This is a genomic window from Caballeronia concitans, assembly GCF_001544615.1.
Classification (GTDB): Bacteria; Pseudomonadota; Gammaproteobacteria; order Burkholderiales; family Burkholderiaceae; genus Caballeronia; species Caballeronia concitans.
In genome coordinates this window covers 87,560-100,437 of the sequence record NZ_FCNV02000009.1, presented here as the reverse complement: position 1 = coordinate 100,437, position 12,878 = coordinate 87,560, and the positions used below count along the sequence as shown (strand labels likewise).

General features: G+C 63.9%; 17 protein-coding genes, 1 tRNA gene and 1 riboswitch. Of the genes, 7 read left to right on the top strand and 11 right to left on the bottom strand.

Features of this window, described 5'->3' with window-relative positions; genetic code table 11:
• Positions 1 to 14: 14 nt before the first annotated feature.
• The 9 genes from AWB72_RS19750 to AWB72_RS19710 form a co-directional block, all read right to left on the bottom strand.
• Positions 15 to 90 (bottom strand) — tRNA-Lys (locus AWB72_RS19750).
• A 132-nt stretch (positions 91 to 222) separates the two neighbouring features.
• Positions 223 to 972, bottom strand: coding sequence for a tol-pal system protein YbgF (gene ybgF / locus AWB72_RS19745; protein WP_087128565.1), 750 nt, complete (start codon positions 970 to 972; stop codon positions 223 to 225).
• A 46-nt stretch (positions 973 to 1,018) separates the two neighbouring features.
• Entirely contained in the window at positions 1,019 to 1,525 is a 507-nt protein-coding gene (pal, locus tag AWB72_RS19740) for a peptidoglycan-associated lipoprotein Pal (protein WP_040051151.1), read from the bottom strand.
• Positions 1,526 to 1,580: 55 nt separating this feature from the next.
• A complete protein-coding gene (gene tolB / locus AWB72_RS19735) occupies positions 1,581 to 2,873 on the bottom strand; it encodes a Tol-Pal system beta propeller repeat protein TolB (RefSeq protein ID WP_040051150.1) in 1,293 nt (430 codons plus the stop codon).
• Positions 2,874 to 2,978: 105 nt separating this feature from the next.
• Entirely contained in the window at positions 2,979 to 4,091 is a 1,113-nt protein-coding gene (gene tolA / locus AWB72_RS19730; protein WP_087128564.1) for a cell envelope integrity protein TolA, read from the bottom strand.
• The gene (gene tolR, locus AWB72_RS19725; protein WP_040051148.1) at positions 4,088 to 4,531 is read right to left on the bottom strand and encodes a protein TolR; all 444 of its coding nucleotides are present in this window, start codon (positions 4,529 to 4,531) and stop codon (positions 4,088 to 4,090) included. Before tolR ends, tolA begins: the two co-directional genes overlap by 4 nt.
• Before the next feature lie 12 nt (positions 4,532 to 4,543).
• A complete protein-coding gene (gene tolQ / locus AWB72_RS19720) occupies positions 4,544 to 5,221 on the bottom strand; it encodes a protein TolQ (protein WP_040051147.1) in 678 nt (225 codons plus the stop codon).
• Positions 5,222 to 5,345: 124 nt separating this feature from the next.
• Positions 5,346 to 5,822, bottom strand: coding sequence for a tol-pal system-associated acyl-CoA thioesterase (ybgC, locus tag AWB72_RS19715; protein ID WP_087128562.1), 477 nt, complete (start codon positions 5,820 to 5,822; stop codon positions 5,346 to 5,348).
• A gap of 126 nt (positions 5,823 to 5,948) precedes the next feature.
• Entirely contained in the window at positions 5,949 to 6,695 is a 747-nt protein-coding gene (locus AWB72_RS19710) for an SDR family NAD(P)-dependent oxidoreductase (protein ID WP_087128561.1), read from the bottom strand.
• A gap of 221 nt (positions 6,696 to 6,916) precedes the next feature.
• Positions 6,917 to 7,015, top strand: a riboswitch (ZMP/ZTP riboswitch).
• Between the two features lie 148 nt (positions 7,016 to 7,163).
• On the opposite strand from AWB72_RS19710, the gene glyA reads away from it, so the two are divergent.
• From glyA to AWB72_RS19670, 7 genes are all read left to right on the top strand, one after another.
• A complete protein-coding gene (gene glyA / locus AWB72_RS19700; RefSeq protein WP_087128559.1) occupies positions 7,164 to 8,411 on the top strand; it encodes a serine hydroxymethyltransferase in 1,248 nt (415 codons plus the stop codon).
• Positions 8,412 to 8,429: 18 nt separating this feature from the next.
• Positions 8,430 to 8,912, top strand: coding sequence for a transcriptional regulator NrdR (gene nrdR / locus AWB72_RS19695; protein WP_035967852.1), 483 nt, complete (start codon positions 8,430 to 8,432; stop codon positions 8,910 to 8,912).
• Between the two features lie 153 nt (positions 8,913 to 9,065).
• The gene (locus tag AWB72_RS19690) at positions 9,066 to 9,614 is read left to right on the top strand and encodes a GspH/FimT family pseudopilin (protein WP_087128558.1); all 549 of its coding nucleotides are present in this window, start codon (positions 9,066 to 9,068) and stop codon (positions 9,612 to 9,614) included.
• Entirely contained in the window at positions 9,611 to 9,994 is a 384-nt protein-coding gene (locus AWB72_RS19685; protein WP_087128556.1) for a type IV pilus modification PilV family protein, read from the top strand. Before AWB72_RS19690 ends, AWB72_RS19685 begins: the two co-directional genes overlap by 4 nt.
• On the top strand, positions 9,991 to 10,770 hold the full coding sequence (locus AWB72_RS19680) for a PilW family protein (RefSeq protein ID WP_087128554.1): 780 nt from the start codon (positions 9,991 to 9,993) through the stop codon (positions 10,768 to 10,770). Before AWB72_RS19685 ends, AWB72_RS19680 begins: the two co-directional genes overlap by 4 nt.
• Positions 10,767 to 11,267: a pilus assembly PilX family protein gene (locus AWB72_RS19675; RefSeq protein ID WP_087128553.1), complete on the top strand. Its 501-nt coding sequence runs from the start codon at positions 10,767 to 10,769 to the stop codon at positions 11,265 to 11,267. Before AWB72_RS19680 ends, AWB72_RS19675 begins: the two co-directional genes overlap by 4 nt.
• 8 nt (positions 11,268 to 11,275) lie before the next feature.
• Positions 11,276 to 11,734, top strand: a complete 459-nt coding sequence (locus AWB72_RS19670) for a type IV pilin protein (RefSeq protein ID WP_087128551.1) — start codon at positions 11,276 to 11,278, stop codon at positions 11,732 to 11,734.
• A gap of 5 nt (positions 11,735 to 11,739) precedes the next feature.
• Here the strand turns inward: AWB72_RS19670 and AWB72_RS19665 are convergent, their stop codons facing one another.
• A complete protein-coding gene (locus AWB72_RS19665; protein WP_040051139.1) occupies positions 11,740 to 12,261 on the bottom strand; it encodes a DUF3318 domain-containing protein in 522 nt (173 codons plus the stop codon).
• A gap of 57 nt (positions 12,262 to 12,318) precedes the next feature.
• Complete coding sequence (locus tag AWB72_RS19660) at positions 12,319 to 12,699, bottom strand: phage holin family protein (RefSeq protein WP_040051138.1); 381 nt, start codon at positions 12,697 to 12,699, stop codon at positions 12,319 to 12,321.
• Between the last annotated feature and the right edge of the window lie 179 nt (positions 12,700 to 12,878).

Genomic DNA, 12,878 nt, shown 5'->3' with positions numbered 1-12,878 from the left:
TCTGCTTGATTCTTTGGTAGGCCGTGCGGGATTCGAACCTGCGACCAACGGATTAAAAGTCCGCTGCTCTACCAGCTGAGCTAACGACCCGAAAGAGGCAAAATTATAATCGGCGTTTTCTGATGCTGTCAACCGATCTGGCCTGTTATCGATAAGAGAAACGCCCGCGGCATGCACGCCCGCGGGCGTCCTCATCGAGAGGCGCGAAAGCCGAAGCTCCGCTTACTTCACTTGCGACATCTTGCTCTGCGCGGATTGCGCGACTTCGGTGCCCGAATACTGCGAGATGATCTGTTGGAGCGTCTGCTTCGCAGCCGCTTTCTGACCTTGCTCGATCTGGTTGTTCGCGATTGCCAGCAACGCTTCGGGTGCTCGCGGATGCGTCGGATACGTCTTCACCAGGTTCTGCCAGATCGCGGTCGATCCCTTGTAGTCGCGCTGCGCATACAACGCATTGCCGAGCCAATACTGCGCGGTCGGCTGATACGGGCTCTGCGGATACTTCGATACGAACGCCTTGAACGACGCCGCGGCGTTCTTGTAGTCACCGTTACGGAATTGAGTCGATGCTGCGTTGAACGCTTCCGTCTCGCCGGGCTCGACCGAACCGGTCACGCCGTCGACGGTCTGCTGCTGCGGCTCGAACTTCTTCAGGCGCGCATCGAGATCGGCGTAATAGTCCTTCTGCTGCTTCTGCAGCGTCGTGACCTGATTCGCCAGATCCTCGTTCTGACCGCGAAGCGTGGCGACCTGCTGATTCAACTGGTCGATACGGTTCGACTGATCGAGGATCGTGCGCTGCGCTGCCGACAACTGGCTGGCGAGGCCATCCGTTTTCGTGCGCAGATCGAGCACGGCCTTGCGCGCTTCGTTGTCGTCGAAGACACCGGCGTGCGCGGGCGCGCCCGACATCGCCGAAACGGCGAAACACGCGGCTGCGGCCACCCGCAGCAAGGGAAAGCGATACAACATAGGGCGACTCACCCGTGACTGGTTACGTGACTGAGAGTGTTACGACTTACTGCTGGTACACGAGATCCGCGCGACGGTTCTGCGCGTACGACGACTCGTCGTGACCCGTCGCCGTCGGCTTTTCCTTGCCAAGGCTCACGGCTTCCATCTGCGAATCCGCAACGCCCATCAGCGACATGGCGCGACGCACGGCTTCCGCACGCTTCTGGCCCAGCGCGAGGTTGTACTCGCTCGTGCCGCGTTCGTCGGTGTTGCCTTGAATCAGGACGTGACGCTCCGGATGGCTCTTCAGATACGACGAGTGTTGCTGCAGCAGCGGCTGATAGTCGTCCTTCACGGCATAGCTGTCGAAGTCGAAATAGATGCTGCGCTTGGCGAGCGGGCTGTTCGGATCGTTCAGCGGGTCGACATTGACCGTTTGAACGTCACGCGGGTTCGGCTGCGCCGTGCCCGCACCCTTGTTCGCGCCTTCGTCGAGCTTCACGCCCGAGTGACACGCTGCCAATGCGCCGACCATCGCAACTGCCAGGCCGATACGAAGTTTCGACATCATGGTACCTCTCCTTGTGTTGTAGCTGAACGTTGTATGTGAAACGTTGTTGCTGGATTTATTGCATGAACGGACCCCAGGACGGCTCGCGCACCGCACCGCCCTGAACTGACAAGACTTGCCGCGTGCGACCATCGGTCGACACGGCTGCCAACACGCCACGTCCGTTCACTTGGGTGGCGTAGAGGATGTACTGACCATTCGCCGCGAAGCTCGGCGATTCGTCATGCGTCGTGTCGGTCAGCCCCGTTGCCGTGCCGGACGCGAGGTCCTGCAGATACAGCTTGAAGCCGCCGCCAGTGCGCGAAATGTACGCGAGTTGCTTGCCGTCCGGACTCACGCGCGGGCTCGTGTTGTAGCTCCCCGCAAACGTGACCCGCTGGGCCGCGCCGGCGCTTTCCCCCGCCGCCGGCATCTTGTAGATCTGCGGTTGGCCGCCGCGATCGCTCGTGAAATAGATGGAGTTGCCATCGGGCGAGTAGGACGGCTCGGTATCGATGGAACTGCCTTGTGTCAGACGGCGCAGGCCGGAGCCGTCCGCGTTGACTTCGAAAATCTGCGTATTGCCGGTGCGCGACAGGGCGACCGCGAGCTTGCGCCCGTCAGGCGACCACGCCGGCGCACTGTTGTTGCCCTTCTGATTCGATACGATCACGCGGCGTCCCGTCGGCAGGTCATGGATATAGACGACCGGCTTCTTGCGTTCAAACGACACGTACGCGACCTTCGTGCCGTCCGGCGACCACGCGGGCGAGATGATCGGTTCCGGGCTGGAGAGGGCGATCTTCGCGTCCTGGCCGTCCGAATCCGAGATCTGCAATTGATAACGCCCGCCCGTCTGGATGACGTACGACAGACGCGTGGCGAACACGCCTCGGCCGCCGAGCAGCTTGGCGTAGATGTAGTCCGCGATCTTGTGCGCGCTCATGCGCAAGCCACTTTCCGCGCTGACGAGCGACAGTCCGCCCAGGCTCTGCTGCTTCACCGTGTCATAGAGACGGAAGCGCACTTCGTACTGTCCGTTCGACAGCCGCGTGACGCTGCCGGACACGAATGCGTCCGCGCCCTTGGCTTTCCATGCGCCGAGATCGACCGAGTCCGTTTCGGACACCGGCGTGCCGCCCGCGTCGATGTTCGTGAACTTGCCGCTTCTCTGCAAATCCTGACGAATGATCGCGCTGACTTGCTGCGGCGAACTCGCCTCGTTGGCGAAATTGGCCGTCGCGATCGGAAACTGCGTCGAACCGACGCCGGTGACGAGCACGTTCAACTGGGCGTGTGCGGCGGTGCCGGCTGCGATCAGGCAGGATGCGACCAGCGTTTTCAGGCCAAGCTTCGTCATCAAACTCATGCTGTTTAGGTTCCGAAAAAAGCGTTTTCAAGTGTCCGGGGAATGCAGAAAGACCCCCGATTGCACGATTCGTTCCCACCGGCCACGCCTTGCGCAGCCGGGCGATCAGCCTCCCGCCGGGCGCAGCGTGATGGTGAAGTGATCGGGCGCCTTGCCGTCGGTGTCGACCGGCATCGGGTCCGAACGCTGCACTGCGCGCAGCGCCGCCTGATCCCATTGTTCATTGCCGCTCGACCGGCTGATGCTCGCCGACAGCAGCGTGCCCGAGGGCGAGCAGCGCACCGAAACGACCGTTTCCAGCCCCGCGGTTTCGCCGGCCCACACGATATTCGGCCGCACGCGCCGCTGCACCTTCTCCGCATAACCCGGTGACGTGGCGTTGCCGCCCGCGCCGCGTCCGGTGCCGCTCTTCGCCAACCCTTCGCCGCTCGACGCGGTGCCGCCGCCCAACTGTCCTTGCAACTGCGCGAGCCGAGCCTTGCGTTCCTGATCGACCTTCGCCTTGGCTTCGGCGTCGGCCTTCGCTTTGGCCGCTGCCTTGGCTTTCGCGTCGGCATCGGCCTTCGCCTTGGCTTGAGCGTCGGCCTTGGCCTTCGCTTCCTTGGCTTCCTTCTGTTCCTTGAGCTGCTCGGCCTTCTGGGCTTCGGCCTGCTGTTCCTGGCGTTCCTTCTCTTGCTGCGCCTTCTGCTGCTGCTGTTGCTTCTGCAAATCGGCCTGACGCTGCTTTTCGATCTGCTTCTGTTTGTCCTGCATTGCCTTTTGCGCGGCGGCAGCGGCGGCGGCTTGCGCGGCCAGTTGCTGCTGACGCTTCGCTTCGGCTTCGTCGCGCGCTTCCTGCTGGCGGCGCTGCTCGGCGAGCTGCGCTTCGCGCGCGGCGGCTTCCTGTTGCTTGCGCTTCTTTTCCTGCAAGGCGATGTCCGCCTCTTCGTCCTTCGCGGGCGGCGGCGCGGGCTGCACCTTCACCGGCGCGGGCGGCGGAGGAGCGGGGCGCGGCGTCGGCGTGGACATGTCCGGAATGTCGGTCCAGATTTCGGCTTCCGCGCCTGCCGGCGTGTTGTTCTGCCAGTTGATGCCGTGATAAAGCAGCCAGCCGAGCAGCAGATGCATGACCGCCGCGAGCGCGAACGCCTTGCCCGTGCCGCGTTCGCGCGGCGGGCGAGCGGGCCGCGCGGAGCGTGGACGTGCCTGCTGGGGCGGACTGGTGCGACGATCGATCATTGCGATTTGACGAGCAATCCGACGCGCTTCACGCCGCGCGCCTTCATATCGGACATCACGTTCATGACGGCTTCGTATTTCACCGTCTTGTCCGCCGCGATCACAACGGGCTGATCCGGATGCAACTCCTGCCGGTTGAGCACGAAGCTATTGAGGTCGGCCATCGTCATCTTCTGTTCTTGCGTCGCGCCGCCTTCTTCCTTGTAGCGCACGTTCATGCTGCCGTCGGCCTTGATGTTGATGACGAGCGGCGGCTGCTGTTCCTGCGGCTGCGCGTTGCCGACGGTCGGCAGATTAATGATCGACGGTGAAACGAGCGGCGCCGTCACCATGAAAATGACGAGCAGCACGAGCATCACGTCGATGTACGGCACGACGTTGATGTCGGCCATCGCGCGACGCGAGCTGCCGCGCATGCTGGAACGAATCGGGCCTGCCATCGCGAGCTCCTCTTAGTGCGCCTGACGCTGCAAGATGTTCGAGAACTCTTCGATGAAGGTCTCGAAGCGGATCGCCAGGCGATCGATGTCGTGGGCGTAACGGTTGTACGCGACGACGGCGGGAATCGCGGCGAACAGGCCGATCGCGGTGGCGACGAGCGCCTCGGCGATGCCCGGCGCGACGTTCGCAAGCGTCGCCTGCTGCACGTTGGCCAGACCGCGGAACGAGTTCATGATGCCCCACACCGTGCCGAAGAGACCGATATACGGACTCACTGAGCCGACCGAAGCGAGAAACGCCAGATTGGCTTCGAGCACGTCCATTTCGCGCTGAAAGGCGGCGCGCATGGCGCGGCGGGAGCCGTCGAGAATCGCGCTCGGATCGGTGATGCGGCGTTCCTTGCCCTTCAGGAATTCGCGCATGCCGGATTCAAAGATACGCTCCAGCGCGCCGATGGTGTGGCGATTGTTCGCCGCGCTCTGATACAGCGCCTGCAGGTCGCCGCCGGACCAGAAATCGCGTTCGAAACGCTCCGTCTGCGCACGCGCGCGGCGAATGGCAAACCACTTGCGGAAAATGAAAGTCCACGAAAGAAGCGATAAAAGCAGCAACAACGCCATCACGGCTTGAGCGAGGACGCTCGCGTGTACGACGAGAGAAACGATCGACAAGTCTTGTGTATTGTTCATAAAGGTCTGCTGTTGCGTCCCGGAAAAGGCATTCGGTCAGGAGCGCGTTACGCTTTCGTGAGTCAGATGTGAATAAAACGAAAGCCGCGCGACGGCCGGCTCTTTTTCGATTGTCATTACTTCGCTAACCACGGCTGGATCCGCATTCGGGCAAGGAGGGCTGTTCAGCAATCGCGATGCTCGCCATATGAGGACCGCGCTTTAATCCGTCGAGCACGGGTTCGGGAATGCCGGCAGGCCGCATCGACGCGCGATTCACCGAAGCGACACGAATATCGCCGGTCGCGAGCAGCACGCCGTCACGCCACGCTTCCTGATGAAAGTCCACCGATGCGCGACCGAGCCGCTCGATACGGCTCGCGATACGGATGACGTCGTCGAGACGCGCGGGCGCCGAATAATCGACCGACGTCCTTTTCACGACGAACACGATGCCGTCCGATTCCGCGAGACGCTGCTGGTCGATGCCGCATGCGCGCAGCCATTCGGTGCGCGCCCGCTCGAAGAACTTCAGGTAATTCGCGTAAAAAACGATGCCACCGGCGTCGGTGTCCTCGTAATACACGCGAATCGGCCATTCGAAAACCAATGGATCGCTCACCTTTGCGCCGTCCCGCTCGCGCCCGGGCCGACCGGCCCGCTATGGCTTGCTTTTTGACAAATATTCATCGGCGGCATTTTACCGGAACACGCTGCGCGCTCGCCAAATCCTCTGAGACTTGGTGCTTTAGCCGCGGTGAATTTGCAACGGTCCGAACGTCTGCGCGATCGGCATCAGTTCGATTGCGTTGATATTGACGTGAGCGGGGCGCGTGGCGATCCAGTAAATGGCGTCGGCGATGTCTTCGGCCGTGAGCGGCTGCACGTCTTTATAGACCGACGCTGCTTTATCGTCGTCGCCCTTGAAGCGCACATTCGAAAACTCGGTGCCGCCGCAAAGTCCCGGCTCGATGTCCGTGACGCGCAGCGCCGTGCCCGCGAGGTCGGCGCGCAGATTCAGGCTGAACTGGCGCACGAACGCCTTCGTCGCGCCGTACACGTTGCCGCCGGGATACGGATACGTCGCCGCCACCGAGCCCAGATTGAAGACGTGACCGCGATTGCGCTCGACCATACCCGGCAGGATTGCGTGCGTGACCGCGACGAGGCCCGCGCAGTTCGTGTCGATCATGTTCTGCCAATCGTCGAGGTTCGCGCGTTGTGCGGGTTCGAGGCCCAGGGCGAGGCCCGCGTTGTTCACCAGCACGTCGATGTGCGCGAACGCTTCGGGCAGCGAGGCGACTGCATTCTTGATGGCGTTGCCGTCGCGTACATCGAGCTCGATGGGCAGCAGCGCGTCGCCGAGTTCTTTAGACAGCTCGACGAGCCGCTCTTTGCGACGCGCCGCCGCGATCACGCGATGGCCGCCCTTGACGAAAGTGCGCGCGATGGCAGCGCCGAAGCCGGCGGATGCGCCGGTGACGAAGACGATCATGGTCGAACTCCGGTTCGATAGGAGCGATAGACGGAACCGGACCGCGCGCGGGCGCGTGTCCGGCAACGGCGCAAAGAGTACTTCGGTTGATGCGGCGCGGCAAGTAACCGTGCGTGCGAACGGTCGTGCTTTTGAGCGCGACCGCGGCCCGCCCGAGCCGCATGCCCATTGGCCCTGGGGCCGGTTGCCTAAAGCCCTGCCGCCCATTAAACTACAACGCTCAAACCCCGCGTGACTGGCGATAGGATCTTCGGATTCAAGGTGGAACGACCCACTAGGAAGCGCGGAGCGTCGTTTTGCCGTTCGCCTGGGCAGCTGAGATCCGCGCGCCGTCGCTGCGTTGCCGGTGGCTGTCCGTTCCGCGAAACCGGAGTCTTCCCTCATCCGTCGCGTCTGGACTTCATCGGTGTCCAGCCCTTCATGCGCCCGCGCGTCCCGGTCAACCTGTTCTGATTTCACGGAAAACGTATGTTCGACAGAGCCGAAAGTACCCTTGCCAAAGTCGATCCCGAATTGCTCAAGGCGATCGAGCAGGAAAACCGCCGTCAGGAAGATCACATCGAACTGATCGCCTCGGAAAACTACACCTCGCCCGCCGTCATGGCCGCGCAGGGTTCCCAACTCACGAACAAATACGCCGAAGGCTATCCCGGTAAGCGCTATTACGGCGGCTGCGAATACGTGGATATCGTCGAGCAGCTCGCCATCGACCGCGTGAAGCACCTTTTCGGCGCGGAAGCCGCGAACGTGCAGCCGAACTCCGGCTCGCAGGCTAACCAGGGTGTGTTCTTCGCCGTGCTGAAGCCGGGCGACACCATCATGGGCATGAGCCTCGCCGAAGGCGGTCACTTGACGCACGGCTCGCCCGTCAACATGTCGGGCAAGTGGTTCAACGTGGTGAGCTATGGCCTCAACGAAGCCGAAGACATCGACTATGAAAAGACCGAAGCGCTCGCCAAGGAACACAAGCCGAAGCTGATCGTGGCGGGCGCGTCGGCGTTCGCGCTGCGTATCGACTTCGAACGTCTGTCGAAGATCGCGAAGGCCGTCGGCGCTTACTTCATGGTCGACATGGCGCACTACGCGGGTCTCGTCGCCGCCGGCCTCTATCCGAACCCGGTGCCGCACGCGGATTTCGTCACGACGACCACGCACAAGAGCCTGCGCGGCCCGCGCGGCGGCGTCATCCTGATGAAGGCGGAGTTCGAGAAGCAGATCAACTCCGCGATCTTCCCCGGCATTCAGGGCGGCCCGCTCATGCACGTGATCGCCGCGAAGGCCGTCGCGTTCAAGGAAGCGCTCGCGCCGGAATTCAAGACGTATCAGCAAGGCGTGATCGACAACGCGCGCGTGCTCGCCGAAACGCTGGTGAAGCGCGGCCTGCGCATCGTGTCGGGTCGCACGGAAAGCCACGTGATGCTCGTCGATCTGCGCGCGAAGAACATCACCGGCAAGGCTGCGGAAGCCGCGCTCGGCGCCGCGCACATCACGGTCAACAAGAACGCGATTCCTAACGATCCGGAAAAGCCGTTCGTCACGAGCGGCGTGCGTCTCGGCTCGCCCGCGATGACCACGCGCGGTTTCGGCGTGAAGGAAGCGGAGATCGTCGGCAATCTCATCGCGGATGTGCTCGACAATCCGGAAGATCAGGCGAACCTCGAACGCGTGCGCGGGCAAGTGGCCGAGCTGACCAAGCGCTTCCCGGTCTACCGCTGATTCGCGAGACACACGCCAATGCGCTGCCCATTCTGCCGACACGAAGACACTCAGGTCGTGGATTCTCGCGTGTCGGAGGATGGCGCGGCCATTCGGCGGCGGCGTCGCTGTCCGGCGTGCGACAAGCGTTTCACCACGTATGAGCGCGTCGAACTGGCGCTGCCTTCGGTCGTCAAGAAAGACGGCAGCCGCACCGAGTTCGACCGCCGCAAGATCGTCGCGAGCATGAAGCTGGCGTTGCGCAAGCGGCCCGTCGCGGCCGACGCCATCGATGCCGCTGTCGCGCGCATCGAATATCAATTGCTTGGCAGCGGCGAGCGCGAAGTACAAAGCGAACGGCTCGGCGAACTCGTGATGAACGAATTGCGCCAGCTCGATACCATCGCCTACGTGCGGTTTGCGTCCGTCTACAAGCGCTTCGAAGACGTCTCCGAATTCGAAGACGTGCTCGACGAATTCCGCCGCGCCGCGCCCAAGAAATCCGCTTCCCGTAAGCGCTGATTCTCGTTTCATCCTTCCTCCGCCAGGCCTTTTCCGTTTCCCTCGCGTAGTGTGCCGAGGGCGACGCCGCTCGAACACTAGGCCGTTCGGCTAATGGCGGCGCGCGTTGTTTCCCGATAGATTCGGCGTTCGTTCAATTCGAATCGATAAGGAATGCAGATGAATCGCACGTCCTTCACGGGCTTTACGCTCGTCGAACTTTGCGTGGTGCTCGCCGTCATGGCGATCATCGCGACCTTCGCGACGCCCTCGTTCTTCGCATGGCAGACGCGCGATCAGGTCGATGCCCGCGCGCGCTCGCTTTTTTCCACGCTCTCACTTGCCCGCGCCGAAGCATTGCGACGCGGCGCGCGTGTGACGCTATGCCGCATCGATGCCGCGCGGCATTGCCTTGCATCGGGAAAAAGCTGCGAGAGCGGCATCACGGACTGGTCTTGCGGCTGGGCCTTATTCGTCGATCGCGACGGCGTCCCCGCGCTTTTGCGCGTGGAACCGGCGATAACGTCGATTGCCATTGCGGGCGCCGCCACGGATCTCTCGTTCACGCCGCCTGCGGGGCAAGTAATCGGCGGCTTTCGCAGCTTCGATCTCGCCCCGCGCGGCGCCGAATCCGCCGCGAATGCATCGGCGCGGCGCTGCATCCGGCTCGCGGCGGGCGGGCGTCCGCGCATGACGGCGGGAAGCTGCGGAGCATCGGCATGAGAACGTTCCAATGCGGCGATTCGTTACTCGAAGTGATGATCGCGCTTTCGATTACCGCCATCACCACGCTCGGCTTCGTCGCCGTGCAGAGCGCGCTTGCGCGTGGCGAGCGTCTAGCGCTGATGCGGGAACGCGCCGCGCTGATCGCCGATTCCGTCGTCGAAGGTATGCGAAGCGATGCGGATCGCGGCGCGGTCGTGTCGCAATGGCAGGCGAGGGCGGCGACCCTGCTGCCCGATGCCGATGTCGCCGTGCAGGATCGCGCCGATGGCACGCACGTCGCGACCGTGAGCTGGCGCGCGGACGATCGCGCCGATCCCTGTCCGGAGCCGCAGGCGAAGCCGCGCGCTTCGTGTATCGCGGTGGCGTTCGCGCGATGAGCAAGCGTTCTGTCATCGCGCGCGGCCAGACGCTGCTCGAACTCACGATTGCGCTTGCGCTCGGCATGTTGATCGTGGTCGCGGCGCTCTCGCTGTATCGCGCGCAACGTGCCGCTTTCGAGCGCGCCGCCGACGTTGCCCGTATGCACGATGGCGCGGTCACCGCGCTCGAACTGCTCGCGCAACATGTTCAGATGGCGGGCTTCGGAGCCGCGCGCGCCGACGCGCCGCTCTTCGGCTGCGCGCAAGGCCGTGTGATCGGCGCGGAGACGTCGGCGACGTGCGAATCGCTCTCGAGCCGGTCGGATGGCGTGCAGGTCCGGTACGCGGCGGATGTCGTCTCGACGTGGCCCACGTCCACGGGCGCGCCGACCGACTGCCTCGGCCAGGCCGTCGCCACCGCGTTCGTCATCAATCGCTTCTATGCGAAAGCCGGCACGTCGGCGGCCGAGCCCGAACTGTACTGCGAAGGCAGCGGCAAGCAGGCGCAGCCGCTGGTGGAAGGCATCGAGCGCATTCGCGTCCTGTATTGGCTGACGGGCGCGTCGAGCGCGGTCGATGCCTCCGCGATCCCGCGCGACCGATGGCCCGACGTTCACGCCGCCGACCTGTGCGTGCTCGTGCGCGGCTTCGTGGTGCTGGCGAAGGCAAGGGCGAGTTACGTCGATTGCAACGGCGCGTCCGTCGTCGTCGCCGATGGCCGGCTGCGGCAGGCGTTCTGGCGTCGCGTCGAGATACGCAATGCGGCGGCGACAAGCGGTGGAGGTGCGGCATGAGGCGACGCTCGACATCTCGCGGCACCGTGTTGCCCATCGTGTTGCTGCTCGCCGCGATGATACTCGTCACCGCGAGCGCGTGGCTGCAGACATCGCTCGTCGCCGCACGGACGACGGTCGCGGCCCGCGAGCGCATCCAGGCGTTCCATGCGGCGGACAGCGCGCTCATCCGCTGCAGCCGAATGCTGTCGGCGGCGTTGCCCGCGACGGGATCGGCGAATCAGGAACCGGCGCGCTGGCGGTCGAAGGCGTCGTTCGAGGGCGCGTCGGCGGTGGCGATGGCACCGTTTGCCGCGTGGCCGTACGCGATGCGCGCGCCGCAATGTCTCATCGAAGCGTGGGCGCGAGCGGATCAATCGTCGGCGGCTTCGTATCTGGTCACCGCGCGCGGCTTCGGCGCGCAGCCGCAGACCGAGGCCTGGCTACAGGTGCGGATCGACTCGACAAACAGTGGCATCGCGCAGCACTGGCGGCGCGTGGTGGCGAAACCATTTTGAGGAAAGTAATGAATCGGCATCTAAAGCGCGCGGGGTTCAGCCTGCTCGAACTGATGATCGCGCTTGGCGTCGCCGCGATCATCGCGACATTCGCGCTGCCGGCGTATCGGGCGCATGTGGCGAAGACGCATCGGCTGGAGGCAACGGCGGCGCTCATGCGCGCGGTGCAATTCGTCGAAACGGCGCGGCTTGCGCAGACGGGAACCGATGCCGTCGCGCTCGGCGCCGGGCTGGATCAGGCGCCGTCGAGCGGCACGCCGGTTTATCGATTGGCGCTGTTGCAGGAATCCGCGACGAACGGCGGCTACACGATCGAAGCGGCGCCAATCGCAACCGGCGTCATGCAGAATGACGCATGCGGCGTGTTCGTCATCGATGCAACCGGGCTGCGCTCGAACCGCCTAGCGGATGGCGCAGCCCTGCTCGATGCGGCGAAGTCGTCCGCGTGCTGGACAGGAAAGGGATGATGCGTTCAGAAAACCGTCGGGTCCACCGCGTTGGTCGACGTTTCCGTGGTCGTGACCTTCATCTGCTGGTAGATGCGCCACGCTTCCCAAGCCGCAAGCCCGAGCCCGCCCCATTTGAGCAGCGGCTTCGCGCCGCGCAGCACCGTGTTGCGCACCGGCCGCGTGAGCAAGAGCGAAGCGAGCGATCCGACGACCGGATATTGCTTGAAGAGGAAAGCGAACTTGCCGCCAGCCGGACCGCCGCTGCTGCCGCCAAGCAGCGAGCCGAGCAGATTGCCGATACCGCCGCCCGCCGCGCCGCGCCGTGCCGAGCGCCGCCCGGTACGGACGCCCGGCACGAGCATGCCGATGAGCGGCAGATGCGCGACGGAATCGCGCAGATCGTTCGTCGCTTGCCGCAACTCCATGCGCTCGACATCCGCGCGAGCAAGCAGCAGTTCCTTGCGCAGCGTGCGCATGTGCGGCGTGCGAAGCTGTTGCTGCACTTCGCGTTTGCCTGCCTTGTAGGTGTCGTCGTTATGGCTCATGGTCGAACGGGCAAGTGGTGGTTCAGCGTGAACGGGGAGAGTAGCGCGCCGCGCATCTCAATCGAAAATGTCGCGGTCCTTGCGGAACTGGTCGAGCGTGTCGTCGAACAGATGCGGCGCGTTGCGCAGCTTGTTGCGTGCGGAAAGGCCACAGATGATCGCGATCACGGCGTACAGCAACGTAATGCCGCCGAGCGCCTCCCAGCGGTAGTTGTCCCAAAAGAAAATGGCGATCAGCACCGTGAGAGAGATCAGCGCCATCATGGCGAGCATCATCGCCGCGAGGCCGAGGAACAGCACGCCGATCAGCCGCTCCTTCTCTTCCTGTAGCTCGATGCCGATGAGTTCAAGCCGCGTCTCGAAGATGGCGAAAGCGGAACTCACAATGCGGCGCAAGGGTCCTTGGGACGTTTCGCGCGGTAGCCGTTCTGTCGTCATGGTTTGGGTGCGGGAGCGCGTTGGGTGCGGCCTTGGTGGTCCCGGCCGGTGCACGAGGCAGCCGGCCGGCGCGAATGTCGAGCCGCGTGCCCGGGCAGGGCGCTCGCGGTTCGTTGAGCCGATCCGTTCGGAAGGTCCGGATCGTTTCGGTTACCGCATCAGCAAACGGCGGGCCATTG

Excerpts from the sequence above, each read along its gene's own strand:
- ybgF (WP_087128565.1), bottom strand. The coding sequence starts at position 972 with ATGTTGTATCGCTTTCCCTTGCTGCGGGTGGCCGCAGCCGCGTGTTTC.
- pal (WP_040051151.1), bottom strand. The coding sequence starts at position 1,525 with ATGATGTCGAAACTTCGTATCGGCCTGGCAGTTGCGATGGTCGGCGCA.
- tolB (WP_040051150.1), bottom strand. The coding sequence starts at position 2,873 with ATGAGTTTGATGACGAAGCTTGGCCTGAAAACGCTGGTCGCATCCTGC.
- tolA (WP_087128564.1), bottom strand. The coding sequence starts at position 4,091 with ATGATCGATCGTCGCACCAGTCCGCCCCAGCAGGCACGTCCACGCTCC.
- tolR (WP_040051148.1), bottom strand. The coding sequence starts at position 4,531 with ATGGCAGGCCCGATTCGTTCCAGCATGCGCGGCAGCTCGCGTCGCGCG.
- tolQ (WP_040051147.1), bottom strand. The coding sequence starts at position 5,221 with ATGAACAATACACAAGACTTGTCGATCGTTTCTCTCGTCGTACACGCG.
- AWB72_RS19710 (WP_087128561.1), bottom strand. The coding sequence starts at position 6,695 with ATGATCGTCTTCGTCACCGGCGCATCCGCCGGCTTCGGCGCTGCCATC.
- glyA (WP_087128559.1), top strand. The coding sequence starts at position 7,164 with ATGTTCGACAGAGCCGAAAGTACCCTTGCCAAAGTCGATCCCGAATTG.
- nrdR (WP_035967852.1), top strand. The coding sequence starts at position 8,430 with ATGCGCTGCCCATTCTGCCGACACGAAGACACTCAGGTCGTGGATTCT.
- AWB72_RS19690 (WP_087128558.1), top strand. The coding sequence starts at position 9,066 with ATGCAGATGAATCGCACGTCCTTCACGGGCTTTACGCTCGTCGAACTT.
- AWB72_RS19685 (WP_087128556.1), top strand. The coding sequence starts at position 9,611 with ATGAGAACGTTCCAATGCGGCGATTCGTTACTCGAAGTGATGATCGCG.
- AWB72_RS19680 (WP_087128554.1), top strand. The coding sequence starts at position 9,991 with ATGAGCAAGCGTTCTGTCATCGCGCGCGGCCAGACGCTGCTCGAACTC.
- AWB72_RS19675 (WP_087128553.1), top strand. The coding sequence starts at position 10,767 with ATGAGGCGACGCTCGACATCTCGCGGCACCGTGTTGCCCATCGTGTTG.
- AWB72_RS19670 (WP_087128551.1), top strand. The coding sequence starts at position 11,276 with ATGAATCGGCATCTAAAGCGCGCGGGGTTCAGCCTGCTCGAACTGATG.
- AWB72_RS19665 (WP_040051139.1), bottom strand. The coding sequence starts at position 12,261 with ATGAGCCATAACGACGACACCTACAAGGCAGGCAAACGCGAAGTGCAG.
- AWB72_RS19660 (WP_040051138.1), bottom strand. The coding sequence starts at position 12,699 with ATGACGACAGAACGGCTACCGCGCGAAACGTCCCAAGGACCCTTGCGC.